The sequence below is a fragment of the Candidatus Paceibacterota bacterium genome, from assembly GCA_035546035.1.
Taxonomy (GTDB): Bacteria; Patescibacteriota; Minisyncoccia; order Phycocordibacterales; family UBA6065; genus UBA6065.
This window is the reverse complement of the sequence record DASZXC010000008.1, coordinates 260,112-277,420: the sequence shown is the minus strand read 5'-3', so window position 1 is coordinate 277,420 and position 17,309 is coordinate 260,112. Positions and strand designations below refer to the sequence as shown.

21 protein-coding genes and 1 tRNA gene are annotated in these 17,309 nt (G+C 56.6%); 12 read left to right on the top strand and 10 right to left on the bottom strand.

Going from position 1 to position 17,309, the window contains the following annotated elements; translation table 11 throughout:
• Positions 1-6 precede the first annotated feature (6 nt).
• Genes VHE10_02950 through VHE10_02935 form a run of 4 tightly spaced genes read left to right on the top strand, consistent with a single transcriptional unit; the run spans position 7 to position 5,670 of the window.
• On the top strand, positions 7-2,967 hold the full coding sequence (locus tag VHE10_02950) for a hypothetical protein (protein HVU06717.1): 2,961 nt from the start codon (positions 7-9) through the stop codon (positions 2,965-2,967).
• A gap of 1 nt (position 2,968) precedes the next feature.
• Complete coding sequence (locus VHE10_02945; GenBank protein ID HVU06716.1) at positions 2,969-4,168, top strand: hypothetical protein; 1,200 nt, start codon at positions 2,969-2,971, stop codon at positions 4,166-4,168.
• Positions 4,155-5,165, top strand: a complete 1,011-nt coding sequence (locus VHE10_02940; protein HVU06715.1) for a cache domain-containing protein — start codon at positions 4,155-4,157, stop codon at positions 5,163-5,165. Before VHE10_02945 ends, VHE10_02940 begins: the two co-directional genes overlap by 14 nt.
• Complete coding sequence (locus tag VHE10_02935; GenBank protein ID HVU06714.1) at positions 5,152-5,670, top strand: hypothetical protein; 519 nt, start codon at positions 5,152-5,154, stop codon at positions 5,668-5,670. The genes VHE10_02940 and VHE10_02935 overlap by 14 nt, the downstream gene beginning before the upstream one ends.
• Here VHE10_02935 and VHE10_02930 read toward each other — a convergent pair.
• Positions 5,667-5,885 (bottom strand): SHOCT domain-containing protein, encoded by a 219-nt coding sequence (locus VHE10_02930; protein ID HVU06713.1) that lies wholly within the window; start codon positions 5,883-5,885, stop codon positions 5,667-5,669. The genes VHE10_02935 and VHE10_02930 overlap by 4 nt on opposite strands.
• 118 nt (positions 5,886-6,003) lie before the next feature.
• On the opposite strand from VHE10_02930, the gene VHE10_02925 reads away from it, so the two are divergent.
• The 6 genes from VHE10_02925 (at position 6,004) to VHE10_02900 (ending at position 8,813) form a co-directional block, all read left to right on the top strand.
• Positions 6,004-6,074, top strand: a tRNA-Gln gene (locus tag VHE10_02925).
• Positions 6,075-6,434: 360 nt separating this feature from the next.
• Positions 6,435-6,818 carry an SPW repeat protein gene (locus VHE10_02920; protein ID HVU06712.1) on the top strand — a complete coding sequence of 128 codons (384 nt, stop codon included), beginning with the start codon at positions 6,435-6,437 and terminating at the stop codon, positions 6,816-6,818.
• Position 6,819: 1 nt separating this feature from the next.
• Positions 6,820-7,431: an isopentenyl-diphosphate Delta-isomerase gene (gene idi, locus VHE10_02915; GenBank protein HVU06711.1), complete on the top strand. Its 612-nt coding sequence runs from the start codon at positions 6,820-6,822 to the stop codon at positions 7,429-7,431.
• Positions 7,358-7,786 (top strand): SRPBCC domain-containing protein, encoded by a 429-nt coding sequence (locus tag VHE10_02910; GenBank protein HVU06710.1) that lies wholly within the window; start codon positions 7,358-7,360, stop codon positions 7,784-7,786. Before idi ends, VHE10_02910 begins: the two co-directional genes overlap by 74 nt.
• A complete protein-coding gene (locus VHE10_02905) occupies positions 7,752-8,228 on the top strand; it encodes a VOC family protein (GenBank protein HVU06709.1) in 477 nt (158 codons plus the stop codon). The genes VHE10_02910 and VHE10_02905 overlap by 35 nt, the downstream gene beginning before the upstream one ends.
• Before the next feature lie 39 nt (positions 8,229-8,267).
• Complete coding sequence (locus VHE10_02900; protein ID HVU06708.1) at positions 8,268-8,813, top strand: hypothetical protein; 546 nt, start codon at positions 8,268-8,270, stop codon at positions 8,811-8,813.
• A gap of 55 nt (positions 8,814-8,868) precedes the next feature.
• Here the strand turns inward: VHE10_02900 and VHE10_02895 are convergent, their stop codons facing one another.
• Genes VHE10_02895 through VHE10_02880 form a run of 4 tightly spaced genes read right to left on the bottom strand, consistent with a single transcriptional unit; the run spans position 8,869 to position 11,138 of the window.
• A complete protein-coding gene (locus VHE10_02895; protein ID HVU06707.1) occupies positions 8,869-9,294 on the bottom strand; it encodes a DUF1761 domain-containing protein in 426 nt (141 codons plus the stop codon).
• Positions 9,295-9,322: 28 nt separating this feature from the next.
• Positions 9,323-9,736 (bottom strand): DoxX family protein, encoded by a 414-nt coding sequence (locus VHE10_02890; protein HVU06706.1) that lies wholly within the window; start codon positions 9,734-9,736, stop codon positions 9,323-9,325.
• A gap of 34 nt (positions 9,737-9,770) precedes the next feature.
• Positions 9,771-10,643, bottom strand: coding sequence for an FAD:protein FMN transferase (locus VHE10_02885; GenBank protein ID HVU06705.1), 873 nt, complete (start codon positions 10,641-10,643; stop codon positions 9,771-9,773).
• 12 nt (positions 10,644-10,655) lie between these two features.
• Complete coding sequence (locus VHE10_02880) at positions 10,656-11,138, bottom strand: hypothetical protein (GenBank protein ID HVU06704.1); 483 nt, start codon at positions 11,136-11,138, stop codon at positions 10,656-10,658.
• 67 nt (positions 11,139-11,205) lie between these two features.
• Here VHE10_02880 and VHE10_02875 point away from each other — a divergent pair, with 67 nt between their 5' ends.
• Complete coding sequence (locus tag VHE10_02875) at positions 11,206-11,817, top strand: hypothetical protein (protein HVU06703.1); 612 nt, start codon at positions 11,206-11,208, stop codon at positions 11,815-11,817.
• 2 nt (positions 11,818-11,819) lie between these two features.
• Positions 11,820-12,680 carry a phosphoesterase gene (locus VHE10_02870; GenBank protein HVU06702.1) on the top strand — a complete coding sequence of 287 codons (861 nt, stop codon included), beginning with the start codon at positions 11,820-11,822 and terminating at the stop codon, positions 12,678-12,680.
• Between the two features lie 23 nt (positions 12,681-12,703).
• Here VHE10_02870 and VHE10_02865 read toward each other — a convergent pair whose 3' ends face one another.
• From VHE10_02865 to VHE10_02845, 5 genes are all read right to left on the bottom strand, one after another.
• Positions 12,704-12,856, bottom strand: a complete 153-nt coding sequence (locus tag VHE10_02865) for a lmo0937 family membrane protein (protein ID HVU06701.1) — start codon at positions 12,854-12,856, stop codon at positions 12,704-12,706.
• A gap of 281 nt (positions 12,857-13,137) precedes the next feature.
• On the bottom strand, positions 13,138-13,674 hold the full coding sequence (locus VHE10_02860; GenBank protein ID HVU06700.1) for a hypothetical protein: 537 nt from the start codon (positions 13,672-13,674) through the stop codon (positions 13,138-13,140).
• Complete coding sequence (locus VHE10_02855; GenBank protein ID HVU06699.1) at positions 13,667-14,890, bottom strand: ABC transporter permease; 1,224 nt, start codon at positions 14,888-14,890, stop codon at positions 13,667-13,669. The genes VHE10_02860 and VHE10_02855 overlap by 8 nt, the downstream gene beginning before the upstream one ends.
• Entirely contained in the window at positions 14,887-15,594 is a 708-nt protein-coding gene (locus VHE10_02850; protein HVU06698.1) for an ABC transporter ATP-binding protein, read from the bottom strand. Before VHE10_02850 ends, VHE10_02855 begins: the two co-directional genes overlap by 4 nt.
• 23 nt (positions 15,595-15,617) lie before the next feature.
• On the bottom strand, positions 15,618-17,309 hold the full coding sequence (locus VHE10_02845; GenBank protein ID HVU06697.1) for an efflux RND transporter periplasmic adaptor subunit: 1,692 nt from the start codon (positions 17,307-17,309) through the stop codon (positions 15,618-15,620).

Genomic DNA, 17,309 nt, shown 5'->3' with positions numbered 1-17,309 from the left:
GATCGCATGAGAATCAGGACATTCGTGCGCGCGGGGCTTTATGTTTTCGCGCTTGGAATCGCTTCGTTCGGAGGAAGCCAGCTTGCCGCCCTCGCTGCTCCGCCGGGAAGCGCGTACAATCCGGCCGAAACGCTGACGCCGAATTGCCTTCCGAGCACGACCAACTGCACGGTCCAATTCAATTACGCCGCCAAGGCCGCGAACGGCGATATTACGTCCCTTTCCGGCCTGACGACGCCTCTCTCTGCGGGCCAAGGCGGAACCGGCCTCAATTCATATGCGTCGGGCGACGTGATCTACGCATCGTCAGCCAATACGCTTTCAGCGCTCCATGTCGGCACTGACGGACAGGTGCTCACCATATCGGGCGGCGTACCGATGTGGCTCGATCCGACGGCATTCGCTTCGACGACCGGCTCGACGACCAATACTTACAGCGCGGGAACCGGACTGACGCTGGTCGGCTCGGTATTCTCGGTCAATCAATCGCAGCTCGACCTGTCGCTCATAGGCGGAGTCCTTCCCGTCGCGAAAGGCGGCACAGGACAGACTTCGTTCGCGTCGAATGCGCTCCTCTATGCATCGGGTCCGACGACAGTCGCATCGTTCCCAAACGGAAACGAAGGCGAGGTCCTGAAAATCGTATCCGGCGCGCCGACCTGGGTTTCGACGACGACGCTGGGCGTATCGAGCAGCGGCACGGTATATTCCGCAGGTTCGGGTCTGAGCCTCGTCGGCACGACGTTTTCGGTAAATGAAAGCGCTCTCAATATCGCCAATATGACGGGCGTCCTCGGGACGGCGCATGGAGGTACCGGACTTTCATCTGTCGGATCGAACGGCCAAGTGCTGTCTGTCGTCGCGGGCGCGCCGACATGGATCGCCACTTCATCCCTCGGCGTCACGGGCGGAGGCATCGCTTATTCTGCGGGTTCGGGATTGAACCTCGCAGGGACGACGTTCTCCGTCGATGAAAGCGCTCTGGACATAAGCCACATGACAGGGGTTCTGGGCATCGCGCACGGCGGTACCGGATTGTCGTCAGGAGGCTCGAATGGCCAAATCCTTTCCATAGTGAGCGGATCGCCTGCATGGGTCGCGACGTCGTCGCTTAATATATCGAATAGCGGCGGCGCGGATCTGGGCGCCGTATCGGGGATCATCAAAGCCGACGGATCGGGAAACGTCTCTGCGGCACAATCGGGCACTGACTATGAACTGCCTCTGTCGTTCTCGTTTCCTCTTTCGCGTTCAGCTAATTCTGTCGCGCTTGCGGCGGGATATACGATTCCGCTTCAGGCTTCAACGTCTGAATGGAATGTCTTCCTTCAGAATCCGTCATCACGAATCACCGCCGGAACTCATCTGTCTTGGAGCGGCAACACGTTGAATGCAAGCTTCATAGGCATTACGACGGATGATATACCCGAGGGCACCAATAAATATTTCAGCAACGGCCAAGTCGCTACATATATAAACAGCTCTTCGACAATAGCTCACGCGGCGGGAGGGACTTCGGGCAATCTCCTATCCTGGAACGGCACAGCATGGGTTTCAGTCGCGACGTCGTCGCTTTTCGCCGCGGGAGGAACGTATGAATCGCCACTCTTGTTTTCATTCCCTCTCGCACGCACGGGCGACACCATATCGGTCGCATCGGGCCGCACCATACCTTTGGTCGCTTCGACGACCGAATGGGCGTCGTTCTATCAATCCCCATCGGCGCGCATAACGGCCGGCACGCACTTGTCATGGTCGGGGAACACGCTGAACGCCAATTTCACCGGCATCACCACCGATGATATCACCGAAGGGAATAATAAATTCTATAGCAACAGCCAGGTAGCGTCGTACATTAGCGGCTCGTCAACGATCGCCCATGCCGCGGGCGGAACGTCGGGAAACATATTGTCCTGGAACGGATCGGCATGGGTATCCGTGGCGACTTCGACCCTTTTCACCGTTAATGCTTCGACGACGTGGTCATCAATTACCGGAACGCCGACATCGCTCGCCGGATACGGCGTCGCCAACGGCGCGGCCCTCGATAATCTCGGCGCCGTAGGAACGGCGGGAATGCTGGTCCGCACGGGCGCAGGCACATATGCCGCGCGCACGATCCAGGGCACATCGAACCGCATCACCTTGACGAACGGCGACGGCGTATCGGGCAATCCGTCAGTGGATATCGCGCCGACATATGTCGGCCAGACGTCCATAACGACCCTGGGCACCATAACGGCGGGAATATGGAACGGTACGGCCGTAGACGCGGGCCACGGCGGCACGGGACAGACGACGTATTCGGTCGGCGACATCCTCTATGCATCGGGCGCAGGGACTCTTTCAAGACTTTCCGCGACGACGAACGGTTCGATACTCTCCCTCGTCGGCGGATCGCCAGCATGGGTCGCGACGTCGTCGCTTGGCCTAGCGTCATCGACGGTCGTCTCTCCGGGCCTCGCCGGACAGATGGCATATTACGCCATGAATGGCAGTACCGTCTCGGGCACTTCGACCATGACTATCTCGAGCGCGGGCAAGGTCGGCGTAGGATCGTCCACGCCGAACGATCTGCTCTCCGTCGGCGGCACGGCATCGGTCGTCCACCTCAAAGGCCAGGGCGGAACGCCGAGCGCGTCAGCAGGCGCGGCCCTCACCCTTGGCTCCGGAGGTTCCGTCGTGGTGCGCGGCACGGACACAGCGGGCGAGATCACGTTCACGCTGGGTTCAGGAGGCGTCCTGGGATTGGGGGCGCTCGTCACGCTGACATTCGCTACGCCCTATGGCACGGCGCCGTTCGTCGTCCTTACGCCGGCGAGCTCGGCCGCCGCACAGCTCCCTCTCGGCCTTACGGCCCTGAACCTGTACGTGAACTCGAACACGACAGGCTTTACGGTGACCGGCCTTGGCGTGACCATCAGCGGCGCCGCAACGTATAAATGGAATTACATCGTGGTCCAATAACATGAAAACTCTCCGCATCGCGCTCTTCCTAGCCCTTCTCTTCCCTGCATTCGCATTTGCCGCGGGCGGAGGAATAGATCCGTCATATCCGTACGCATGGAGCGAAAAAGCGGGCTGGCTCAATTTCGGGACGAACGAGGGCAATGCCCAAGTGACGGATTCCAAGCTCACCGGATATGTCTGGAGCGAGAATCTGGGCTGGATAAGCCTCGCGCCGACAGGGTCGACATATGTCGCGAACGACGCTCACGGGGACCTGTCGGGATATGCCTGGGGCGAGAGCTCCGGCTACATAGACTTTTCCAACGCGACGATAGACTCGCAGGGATTCTTTCACGGATACGCAAATTCGAGCGTTACCGGGCAGATCAGCCTTAACTGCGACAACACTTCGTCGTGCGGCTCATCTGATTTCAAGGTCAAAACATACTGGCAACCTGCCGCTACGCCTCCGGCGACGCCACCGACAACGCCGACTGGCGGAGGCGGCGGAACAGGCACGAAAAGCGACGTCCCTAACCTGCAAAACGCTCCCCAGAATAATCCGTCGAATCCGGGCCTGTCATCAGGCGTGCTCGCAGCGCCTACGACGATCATCCTTCCGACGGCGGCTCCGCCTGAAGCGCTCGCGGCCGCGACGGTGCTGGCAAAGCGCGGGATCGGCGAACCGACGGCGGCATCTATTCCCCGCTTCCTCTTCGACATCACGCTCGCGATCGATCCCGACCATATAGACGTCGGCGACGACCTCGTCTCGCGCGTCACGTTCACCAATTTCGGCACGGACCGCACTCCGGCGACGATGCTCTTCTCCATCAAGGACGAGTCGGGCGCGACCCGCCGCACCGAGACCGCAACGACGTCCGTCGAAACCCAGATCGTCTATAACAAGCGCATGACGGAGCTCGGCCTCGAACCGGGATCGTACTGGCTCACGCTCGACGTGACGTACGGCACGAGCTCGCGAGAGACCCTGAACGCGCGATTCAACGTCGTCGGCACGGGAATGATGTGCGGCCTCTGGTGGCCGTTCGAATGGCTCGTCGATCATGTCGCCATTCTCGCGTGGTTCGGATGCAGACTGCCCTGGTATCTGCTTATCGCGGCCATCATATCGGCTATTACCTGGTTCATCCACCGCTATTACGGACTAGCGGCCGTAAAGAGGAGAAATCAAAAGAAAAAGTATGAAAACTGGTAAAAGGATCTTTAACAGCCATGCGTCGAAAAGGATCGCTTTGTCGCTCCTCATAGTCCTCGCATGCTCTATTTCATTGCATGCGTACCTGGCGTACGAACAGGCGGCCAGCCTGACCCGCGCGGCGACGCTCGACACCGCCGGAGACAGGCTCGATTCCCTGTCCCGGTCGCTCGAACGGTTCGCCATAGACGCGCGGGACGAAGTAGCCTGGATGTCCGATCTCATCGCCGCCCATGCGTCGGCATCGCCCGTGAGCAAGGCTACGTTCGAAAAGCGCCTCAAAGCCTTCGTCGCCTCTCACCGCGAATACTGCCACGTCTATTACGAACCTATCAAAGGCCAGTCTTTCCGATTCGTCGCCGACGACTATTCAGAGGCCAGCGACTCTATCGCATCGTTCATAGACGAAGAGCCGCAATTCAGGAACCTCCTCGACGACCTGCGGTCATCGAGCAGCACCGACATACAGATATCGGGACTCCTCGACTACACGTTCCCCGACGGCACCAGGACGCCCTTCATCCACATCATGGCTCCCGTCGAATACGACGGCATCGTGCACGGATACCTGGCGCTCACGCTCGACCTCAAATACGTCCTGGACGAAATCCGCGGAGCCGAACGCGTAAACGAAGTGGTATTCCTCGCCGACCATGACGGCAAATTCCTGGCATCGAAGAACGGAAAGGAACTGTCGTCGTATCTTCCCGAGCTCTACCCCGAAGCAGTCGTAAAAGGGCTCTTTTCAGACGAGGCGGCGGGCAATTTCACCGAAGAAGGACGGGTATTCTCGTACCGCCACATCGTCCTTCCCGGCGTTCGCCAGGGGCCTGAAGCCGACAATTACTGGGTGCTCGCGAGCGCGTCGGACGAGCGCGACCTCTTCCACTGGGAGACGCGGCTCATGATCCTCTATGGATTCGCCCTTGCAACATCTCTAACGCTTATAGCCGTAATTGGTAGTATGGTCTTCCGAATCAAGCATGAAAACGACTAAGACAATCATCAGGGCGGCTCTTCTCGCGGCGATATTCGCCGTCTTCGGCGCGGCGTTGGGCGCAGATAAGGCGCGCGCGGCGTCGGTCACCGTCTATGTCCCTGAAAAATATGCGTCGGTCCATGCCGGAGAGCGCCTTTACTTCCAGATAGAGGCGCTGTTCCCGGAAAACGACATGCGCCGCGATTTCCAGATATCGTACCGCGTGCTCGAAGACGGAAAGCCTATCGCCGATGCGGAGTTCGTCAAAGCGATCGAGACCCAGGCGTCGTTCGTTGACTTCGTCATCGTTCCGGAGAAAGCCAAGGCCGGGAGGCACGCGATCGAGGTGCGGGTCTCGAATGCCCAGGTGACGGATGCCAAGGCTTCGGCGAGCTTTGACGTCGAATCTGATTTCAACTGGCTCGTGTTCTATGCGGGCGTGCTCCTGGCAGCCGTCGCGGCCGTCGGGGTCAGCCTATCGCTCGAAATACAATCGCTCCGAAAGAGCGTCGAGAACCGCTAGCCCTGAAGGTCTTTCTTTCGCGCCTCGAATTCTTCCTTGCTGATCTCGCCCTTAGCGTACCGTTCGCGGAGGATATCCATAGAACGATCGCTCCAGACGTTATTCCACGGCCTACTGCCTCGTTTAATGAGCTTGATGATGAATATAACGAATATGATCCAGAAGACGGTATTAAGGACGTTGAAGAAGCCGAACGTAGGATAGTATAGGTACATAATATGTTTAATCTAATAGTCGGACCTACCTATGATACTACGGATGAGCCGCCTATTTCATTTTTTCCATGAAATATGCTAATTTCTTAAAGCATCGCGGCGCGGGCCGCAATAATATTGCCGGATCGTCTAAAGGCAGGACGTCGCTCTCTGAAAGCGAAAATTTTGGTTCGATTCCAAGTCCGGCAACACGAAAAATAGATTTTGTTAAAATACGCCTATGAGCGATATAGAAATCTGCCCGATTTGCCGTCGCCCTTACAGCGACAATAATAAGAAAGTAAAATATCATCTCCAGTACGAACCGGAATCGATGTTCATCTACGCCTGCGCCTCTTGCAATCAGGCAGAATATCTCTCACGACACTGGCGACGGCATCTTACTCCCTGGCAGTGGTATAAAATAAGGCTGGTAAGAAAATTCGCGCGAGAATACAGGCACATGATCAAGTAGGAGGAAGATTTTACGACTTCTTCACCCTTTCTTTACCCCACCTTCCCTACACTTATCTCGGCCCTCCGGCCCTTATAAGCATCGATTTTATATCAATGAAATTCGTCCCCACTTGGTTCCACGGTATCCTCGATTACGTGGCAGGCATCGCCCTTATCCTCGCCCCTAACATATTCATGTTCTCCGGCATGGGAGGCCCGGCGGTCGTGATCCCGCGAACGCTCGGCGTCGGCCTCATCATATATTCGCTCCTCACGAACTATGAATGGAGCGTCGCAAAGATCATCCCGATGCCCGTCCACTTGCTCTTCGATTTCATAGCGGCGGTAGTCCTAGCCGCATCGCCCTGGATATTCGGATTCTCGACCGGACCGATGAACGCATGGATGCCGCACCTCGTTTCGGGCATCATTGTCATCGCGCTGGTCGCCGTATCGAAGACCCATCCGGACCCGATGAGGATGATGAGGAGCATATAGCGTGGAAGAGACTATCAACCTCGTAGACGGCACGGGCGCGAGGATCGGCGGCATCGGAAAACTGCGAGCGCACCAGATCGGCAGCCTTCACGAAGCGTTTTCGATATTCGTATTCAACTCCAAGGGCGATATCCTGCTACAGAAACGGCACCCGGCCAAATATCATTCCGGCGGGCTTTGGACGAATACGTGCTGCAGCCATCCGCGTCAGGACGAGGATATCGAAACCGCCATCCATCGGCGCCTTCGGGAAGAGATGGGCATAGATTGCCGCCTCCAAGAAGCGTTTTCATTCGTATATAAGGTAAGGCTCGACCGTGGCCTTACCGAACACGAATTCGACCATGTCTTTTTCGGCGTCTCGGACGACGCTCCCCGCCTTCATCCTGAAGAAGCGTCCGATTATCGGTGGATAGGCTTGGACGACCTCGTCCGCGACGTCTCGAATGACCCGGAAAGATATACTGCATGGCTCTCTATCATCATTCGCGAGCGTGCCGGCGACATCAAGGACTTCGTCCGTGATACTATAGACGCATATGGAAAAAATAACCGTACAAACGATCGTCAAAGCCGATCCAAAGACCGTGTGGGACGCTTGGAACAAGCCTGAACACATCAAGAACTGGGCATTCGCGTCGAAGGACTGGATGTGCCCTGCCGCGACGAACGACCTGCGCGTCGGCGGCAGGTTCGTCACGACCATGGCGGCCAAGGACGGATCGGCATCGTTCGATTTCGGCGGCATATACAGCGTCGTCGAAACGGAGAAGGCCATCGCCTACACCATAGACGACGGACGCGCCGTGTCGCTATCGTTCGAGTCGACGGCAGACGGCGTCCGCGTCATCGAGACGTTCGATCCCGAGAACGTCCACCCTGCCGATTTCCAGCGCGCGGGCTGGCAGGCCATACTCGATAACTTCAAAACATATGCAGAAAATCTATCCGTGTCTGTGGTTCGATAACCAGGCTGAAGAAGCGGCCAATTTCTATGTCTCCATATTTAAAGAGAACTCCAAGATCCTCGACATCGCCCGCTATACCGACATCGGTCCCGGCAAGCCAGGCTCGGTCGTCACCGTCACATTCGAATTGAATGGCCAGAGATTCATGGGGCTGAACGGCGGGCCGGTATTCAAAATGAATGAGGCTATTTCGTTCGTCATAGACTGCAAAGATCAGGCTGACGTGGACTATTATTGGGACTCCCTGGTCAAAGGCGGCGCCGAAAGCCAGTGCGGCTGGCTCAAAGACAGATACGGCCTCTCGTGGCAGGTCGTCCCGGCCATGATGGAAGAATTGATGTCCAAGGGCAACGAGAAAAAGAACGACGCCATGATGAAAGCGATGCTCGGCATGGCGAAATTGGACATCGCCGCGCTCCAGAGGACGTACGACGAAGCATAGGCGGACAAATTTCTCGCCCTCTTCTGCTATAATCGGTTGATGAGGAAGAGCTTCGTCAAAAATTGGATAAAGACGGCATGGATCGTCCTCGCGATCGTAGCCGTCGTGCTCGTTTCTTTATGGATCGTAAAGCTCGTAGGCCGCGCAAAAGCGTCCTCTGACGCCCAAAACGCTTCCTATATCGTCGAAGGCGCTTTGGTGAAGCTCGCAAACGGCCTCGCGACGGTCGAGACGTCTCCCGGTTCAGCGACCAAGACCACTGTCCGCTATTTCGGCAATGACGCCAAGGGCGATCTGAACGGGGACGGCCGCGCCGATATCGCATTCATCCTGACGAGCGATTCAAGCGGAAGCGGCATGTTCTATTACGCCGCCGTCGCTTTGGGATCCGAAAGCGGCTATCGCGGCACTAATGCGGTATTCCTCGGCGACCGCATCGCGCCCCAGACCACCCAGATCCGCGACGGCATCGTCATCGTAAATTATTCTGATCGCAAGCCTGATGAGCCGATGACCATATCTCCTTCCGTAGGAAAATCAATGCGCCTTCACGTCTCTGACGGCAAGCTACTGGAAACAAAGTAATATAAAACACCCCAGGGCCTGGCGGGGTGTTTTATATTACTTTGTTTCCAGTGTTTTACTGCCAGACAGCGAGCATCGCGCCGATGATCGCCATATAGACGAGAAAGTACCCTGTATTGATCCAAAACAGCGTCCACGGCTTTCCTTCCCATCCGACATGATTGAGCGCCGGAGGAACGACGAAACCGAGCCAGTTCCAGAACGCGGCGAACAAGCCGACGCACGCTCCCGACATGTTCAGATACGACGCCCCGAACGTGATGTTATGGATGAGCGCAAATGCCATAAAGAGCGACCCGACGACGGACATGACCATCGGCCTCACCATGACGGAGAACGGAGGCTTTTCCGCAGGCATAGGGATCCCGGTGAGAGTCATCCACTTCTTGCCGAAAAGAGGACCGTACCAGAGGAAGCCGAGCGCCACCGATATAACGGCCGCGACTAAAAGCGCCGCGTAATTAATAGGTACTGCTGCCATAAAAATGGATTAACTTGTAACCTGTCTATTATACTCCACTCTGCATCTGGGCAGACCGGTCTTTGGCAAGATACGCATCGAGCGTCCAGGCATCTTTGCCGTTGAGCCAGACCGCGATAGCCGCGATAGCCAAGCCGAAATCGCGCACGCCGGTCGCATTGTATCCGACGAGCGTAGCGATATGGACCATATGAAGCGCCAAAATGAATCCGGCGATGCGAGTAAAGAACCCCAAAAGAAGCGCCGTTCCGAATACGATCTCGATCGCGCCGTTGATATGGACCAGGGTCTCGACGCTCACAGGCGACATCGAGACGACCCATTCGGGCACGTATGCCGTCCACGCGACGGTATCGATGAACTGGCTCGATCCGAACCAGAGAAATACCAACGCCATGCCTATGCGCAATATCGTCGGAGCCAATGCGTAGAGTTTGTTCATATATTTTTACTTAAGTATACCGCGCCGGGCCTTTCTAGGCTTCGAAGAAATCTCCCGGAAAATTATGTGATCTAACAGCTGAACGGTCAGCGAATACGACAGCGTACTCGAAATCGTATTTCGCCAGCTTCTCCGGCCCCACAAAGAAGAGTGCCGTCGAAAGCGCATCGGCAAGAAGCGTCGTATCGGCAACGATCCAGAGGGCGAGAATGTGTTTCGGCGATTCGGCCGTCTGCGGATTGATGATGTGATGGAACCTGTCCCATGCGCGCCTATTACCTGCCGATCCGCATATGCATTTCCCTCCCTTTAGCTCTCCGACACCGATGACCTGTTTCGTGTCCGTCGGATTTTCCAATCCGACGCGAAGCGGCGCAGCGCCCCGATACGCGATATCGCCGCCCGCGTCAACAGAATAATTCTGGATACCGAAACCGCGGATGACTTCGGCGACAATATCGACGAGATATCCTTTGCCTAAAGCGCCGAAATCCAAAAGCACGGGCTCCTTGATCCTGATCATCGGGTGTTCATATTCGATGACATCCTCCCACGGCTTAGCACGGGCGATATCCGCTCTCGGACGCAGAGTATACGCCGCGTCATATCCCGCATCCGAAAGCGTCTGGCCGACCAGAGGCGTCACAAGCCCGCCTGAAATGTCATAGAGTTCTCTATAGAGCGAAAGCATGGGCAAAGCATCGTCAGGCAGACGATACTCGCCCGCTTTGCGTGACATCTCAGCGACCAATGAATCGTCTCTGAACCGCGAATACGCCTTATCAAAATCAGAGATGCGCGTACGTATAGCGTCGAGGAGCGCCTTTTCCCTTTCTGGAGAGAGATCTTCCGGAATATATATGGCCCACGAGGTACCTATGGCTTCGAATGTAAATCTCGATGCCATGAGCCGCACGATTTACGCCGCCGCTTCAGCCTTGATCTCGGTGACCGCGCTGTTGAAACCCTTCGGAGTGAGAGACGACCCCGATACCTTGTCGAGCTTTACCGTATCTATGTTCTTGCCAACAACGAGAGCCTTGAAGCCAGAGATGAATTTGCCCTGGAACATGATCGACTGCGGAATAGTCGCATTCGATACGACCGAAGCGTCGGTGATGACGTCGTTCTTGAGCACGAGCGTCACATCAACCGATTCGAGGCCGCCTGGCGACTGATAGGTGCCGCGGGCGCTATATGTGCCGTCCTTGTATCTGCCGGTTCGGGGTATATCTTGCGCTGCGTCAGAAGGGTTTTCAGCGACGACGGGCGTAGACGAAGCCTCGGTATCGGTCAAGGCACCCGCTTTGCCTCCTGATCGCGATACATAGGCGAAGATAGCGCCTATAAGTGCTACAAAAGCTACGAGGCTGATAACGAACTTGGTGCCGTATGTTTTCATATGCCTGTAATACGCTCTATCATCGCATATCGGTGCAAAGCCCGCCAATATGCGTATACTAATACTTATGACCATACTCCCGTATCTCGGCGTTATCGGCGGCGCCTGCTCTCTGGCAGGCTATGCACCATACGTCATAAAGATAATAAAGGGCGAAGCGCCGCCTGAGCGCGCCTCGTGGCTCGTCTGGACGCTTTCGAGCCTCCTTATACTCATGAGCTACTATGCTCTCGGCGCCCGCGCAACCATATGGGTTCCGGCGGCGTATTTCCTGGGTTCAAGCGTCATCACCGCCCTTTCTTTCAAATACGGCCGCCAGGGCTGGGGGACGCTCGAAAGGCTCATACTCGTCGTCGTCGCCATATCTTCGATCCGATGGTTCCATTTCGACACGCCGTTCGTGGCGCTTACTCTCACCCTTATCATCGGCTTTATCGGCTATATCCCCGTCATGTGGAGGGTCTACAGCAATCCCATGACCCGCGAAGAGCTTGATCTCGAAGGCTGGACGCTGTTCTTCGTCGGCTCGGTCCTGAACCTGGCGGCGGTGCCGATATGGGACCTCTATATCGCCACGCTTCCGGTACTCATGGTCGTCATGAACGGGCTTATGTTCGGCCTGGCCATGAGAAATGCCCTTATCCAAGAAAGACAGGCTAAACGAGCAAAAACCGAATAAAAATGACAGAGAAAACTATAGCGATATATCACAAAGACTGCAGCGACGGCACGACATCGGCGGCGGTCGTTTCGAAAAAATATCCCGGCGCGCTTTTGTTCGCCATGAGCCATGGCGCGACGGCTGAAGAGATCGCTGAGCTCATCGCCCAGACGACGCCACGCGACCGCGTCCTGACCGTGGACTGCGTCATCGGCGCAAAAGAATTTTTAGCCGCCGGTCGCAAGGTCACGTCGATCGATCACCATGCGAGTGTTCGCGACGAATATATGGCCCTCGCCGCGCAGAATGAGAACTTCACCTATGTATTCGATAATTCGAAATGCGGATCATCGTTGTCCTGGTCATATCTCTTCCCCGGCGAGAAAGTCCCGGAACTCATCACGTACGTCGAAGACTTCGACCTCTGGAACTGGAAATACGGCGACAAGACGAAATATGTAGCGAGCTATCTCTATCCCCTTTCGAATAGACCCGAAGAAGTAGCCGCGCTTTTGAACGGCTCGCTCGACGCTGCCATAGAAAAAGGCCGTATCATCAGCGAATACGGGGATTTTATGATCGCCCACGCGATAAAAGGCACCGAGCCGGTGGACCTTCTGATAGGCCAGCATACGGTGCCTTTCTATAACATTACGGCCTACAAATCGGAGAGCGGCAATATCTTGTCGAAAGAACGCGACCGCGCCGTGGGCTTGTTCACCATCGAGGCGCACCGGGTGAAGATCAGCTTTAGAAGCCTTGATTCGCATACGCCGTCGGCTCTCGATATCGCGGCCATCCTCGGCGGAGGCGGCCATCGCAATTCCTCCGGCGCGGCGATGGCGCTCGACGCCTTCATGAAAGCGATCAGGAAGCCGTAGCCCTGCGCTTCGCGGAGCGACGCTTACGACACCGGATTCCTGCCTTGTATGATCCTGATGAGGAACATTATGACGGCGACGACGAGAAGGACGTGAATGAATCCTCCGACGGTATATGACGTTATGAGACCGAGAAGCCAGAGGATGACGAGGAGCGTTGCTATGGTTACGAGCATACGTTATGGATTATCGCTTATAAGCTCGTTTTTAATACGAAGGCCTTTGCGTAAAGGTTACGCGAATGATAAAAGCCTCCGAGAGGAGGCTTTTATCATCGCTCATGCCGTGTAAAGTATCGGCATTGGAAAGAATAGGTCTTTCCGCGAGCGTGATTCCCTTGCAGCACTATTTTTGATCTTTTGAGATTATTTGTTGAAAGAACGCCTTCTGCATGTAATACGTAGGAGATGCCGAAAAGTGTCCTGTACAAATCCTCAGGCCTGTATCGTACTACTGTCTACTGCTTCACAGGCATGGACGTCGACGCCATGCGCATCGGCCGGATATCAACCGATCGGGCAGTGACGCTGCCGTCTTGGTTCTGGGAACCCGTTATCATTACGTTCGCGCCGACGGAAATATCTGCGATCGACCCCGCCACGCTTTTCATGACCTGAGTCGAACCGCCGACGAATACGATCTTCGATCCGCCGTCCTGAAGCTTTACCGTAACCGACTGGTCGTCTTTGGAAAGGACCGTGCCGGTGACGAATCCTCCGCCGGCACCCATTCCGCCCGCGCGGAAGGCCGTACCCGCTCCGCCGGCGGTATTAAACGAAGCCGCGCCTCCCGAACGCGCCATCGAGCCGTTCGCTCCCATGGAGAAGCGCATGTTCATTCCTTTAGGAGCCGCATGCGCCGCATATGCGTATCCTCCATAGAAGAACGCTCCTGCTATAACGACCGCGCCGATAATCATTTTATGCGAGTTTTTCACGTATGTAGTGTTCTTAATGCCTTTTAATACCGTCACGAAAGCGCCGAGATTATTCATATCGGAGCGCTTCTATCGGATTCAGATCTGCCGCCCGACGCGCCGGATAGTATCCGAAGACGATCCCTATCGCCGCAGACACTCCGAATGCGAGGAGCACCGAGGAAAGCGATACCGACGCCTGCAGGACGCCGAACGACGTCAAAGCGAACGCTATCGCCCACCCCAGCGCGACCCCGATCGCCCCTCCGAGGAACGTGAGGACGATCGCTTCGGCGAGGAATTGATAGTTGATATCTTTCTTCTTCGCGCCGATAGCCTTGCGAAGGCCGATCTCGCGGGTACGCTCGGTCACCGTGGTGAGCATCATGTTCATGATGCCGATGCCTCCCACGACCAACGATATGCCCGCTACGGCGGCAAGGAGCATAGTGAAAGTGCTCGTCACCGATGATGCGGTAGCCACGATGTCCGCCTGGTTCAAGACCGTGAAATCGGCCGCGGCCGGGTCGGATATTTTATGCCGGACGAGGAGTGCACCGGTCACCTCGGTCTGCAGGTCGCTCATCGATTTGGCGTCTACGGCCTGGACGCTGATCGTCGTCGCATAGGTATCACCTGCCAGATATCGCGCCGCGCTCATGAAAGGGATGAAGATCATGTCGTCCTGGCTGCCGAAGCCGCTGCCGCCCTTTGATTTGGTGATGCCGATGACGGTGAATTGAATGCCCTTGATGCGGATGATCTGCCCTACCGGGTCCGACCCTTCTCCGAACAGGTCGTCGCGCGCCGTCGGGCCGAGGACGGCGACTTTTGCTATAGATTTGTCCTGTTCGTCGCTGATGAAATCGCCTGTTTCCACCTGGACGTTCCTCACGCCCGGATAGGAAGCCGTGACGCCGACAACGGACGTGTTAGTGTTCGTCCCTTTTGCTGTGACCTGATAGCGGCCGGTTATTTCCGGAGCGACGGCTTTGGCGAGCGTTAGTTCCGTCGCGAGCGCGTCGGCGTCTGCGCGCGTGAGCGTCCTCGACGCCCCGCGGCCGACGGAGACAGCGTAGCCCTGCGTCCTCTGGAATCCAGGCATGACCATGACGAGGTTCGAGCCGATTGACTGGATGCTCGATTCGATGGAATTCTGGGCGCCGGCGCCGATAGCCGTCATGGCGATGACGGACGCGATGCCGATGATGATTCCGAGCATGGTAAGGCCCGTGCGGACTTTGTTCGCCGAAAGGGCCGTATGCGTCTCTTCGATGAGGTCTATGGCTCTCATATATTTGCCTTACGACGCTTATGGTCCGACGTATCGCTCTCTATCTTGCCGTCCCTGATGAAAATGATCCTTTTGGCATGTTCGGCCACGTCATGCTCGTGAGTGATGAGGACGATGGTGCGGCCCTCTTCTTCGTTCAATTTCTGGAACGTGCCCAAAACGACTTCGCCCGTGCGGGAATCGAGGTTTCCCGTCGGCTCGTCGGCCAATATGAGCGTCGGATCGTTCACGAGCGCGCGGGCGATGGCCACGCGCTGGATCTGGCCCCCCGACAATTCGTTCGATCGGTGGCTGAAATGGCTTTCATTGAGCCCTGCAGATATGAGAGCTGTCTTGGCGCGCGCTTCGCGCGCGCCCGGCTCTTCCCCCGCATAGACCAAGGGCAGCATTACGTTTCGCAGGACCGTCGTACGCGGCAACAGATTGAAAGCCTGGAATACGAAGCCGATCTTGCCCTTTCGGATATCAGCGAGCTCGTCATCGGAAAGCGTCGATACGTCCTTTCCATCGAGGAGATAATGCCCTGAAGACGGAGTATCCAAGGCGCCCATGATATGCATGAGCGTGGACTTGCCGGAACCGGACGGGCCCATGATGGCCACGAATTCGCCGTCCTTGATCGTAAAATTCACACCTTTCAGGGCCTGAAACGCGACGTCGGTGCCTTCAGAATACGTTTTGGTGACGTTCTTTATCTCGATCATGGTGTTAGATGCCGGATGAAGCCCTATCGGCTGAATTGGACCGCTCGAAACGTCCCTCCCGCGGCCGCGCCGGCATTGCCGCCCGCGCGCGATCCGCCGATGCTGTTCAATATGGTCGGGGTCGTCGATCGGGTCGCGCCGGACGACGTGACGGTGCGTGCGACGATCTGTTCGCCTTCGGCGAGGCCTGACGCGATCTCGACCTCCGAATCATTCGAACTGCCGATGGTTACGGGGATATTCGTCGGAGCCTCGTCAGGAATGATTCCCTGCGCCCCCTCGGCCGCGTCATATGTCGTCGGAAGTATCTGGACGTATGAGACTCCGCCTACGGTCTTGACCGCTCCTGACGGGACCAAGAGCACGTCCTGCTTCGCGTCGGTAACGATGCTCGCATTCACGGTCATGCCCGGCTTCACGCGGTCGTCGACGGAATCGAATGCGATCTGGACGCTGTACGACACGACGCCCTGCGACACGCTGCCGACGAGGTCCACGTTCGAGACGTGCCCAGCGAGCGTCAGGTCTTCGATGGCATCGAACGTGAGCGTCGCTTTGTCCCCTTTCGCGATCTTGGCCGCGTCGATCTCATTGAGCGATATGTTCACCATCTGTTCCTTGGTGACGAGAGTCGCGATTTGGGAGCCGTTATTTGCCTTGTCGCCGTTCTTGGCGATCACTTTTGCCACGAGCCCGGAGAACGGCGCCTTGACGCGATGGTCGGCCAGCGCTATCTGTGCGTCGGAAAGAGACGATTCGGCCTGGCGGACCGAAAGCTCGGCCGATTTCATGGAGAGGCTCGCTGACGTCCCTGCGGTCTTTGCGTTGTCTATGGCCGAGAGCGCGTTGGTGATGCTCGAAGAGTCGCTATTGACCTTATTGACATATGACGATACCGCGGACTTGTCGCTCGTGAGCACCGAAGGTACGGCCGAGAGCTTGCCTTCGACATAATCGAGCGTGCTATACGTGCCGGAAAGCGAGCCGAGGAGCTTTTTCAGGATGACGTCCGTCTCGTCGAGGAGCGCGACGATCTCTTCTTCGGAGGACGTCTCGGAGATGTTCTTGTAGCGGAGAAAGTTCGCCTGGTATTCATTGCGCGCCTCGTCAAATGCGGAACCCGCCTGCTCTTTATATGTGACCGCCGCCGCGTCTACTTCGTTCGCGAGCTTTATGTCGGAGAAATACGGAGAATGCGACGGCGTGTAATAGAGATCATTCAAACCGGAGAATATAGCCGGAAGATCGATGGATGTCGCGACGATAGCGTTGTATCCCGCCTGATATGCTTTGGCGACGTCAGAGACGGTCGACGATGCGGACTGGTTCTCGGACTCCTTTACAGCCTTGTCATATGCGACGCGGGCATTTTCGAGAGCCAATTCGGCATTGTCCACGGCGCGAGACGCGTCCGCCGCTTCTATGGTCGCAAGCGTCTGGCCTGCGACGACCTGATCGCCGTCCTGAACCAGGACCGACGTGATATCGCCTGACGCATTGCTCGTCACCGTCACCTGGTTCTGGGCAGCGACCTGGCCCGATCCAGAAACAGACGAGATGAGCGTGCCCTTCTCCACGTTCGCGAGGACGTATTTCGTCGCCGCGGACGCGGGCGATGCATGGCGGTATACGCCATAGCTGACGGCTACGACGGCGACAGCCGCCACTCCGGCCATTATCTTATGGGCTATGATCCAGGTTTTTATTTTTTTCAT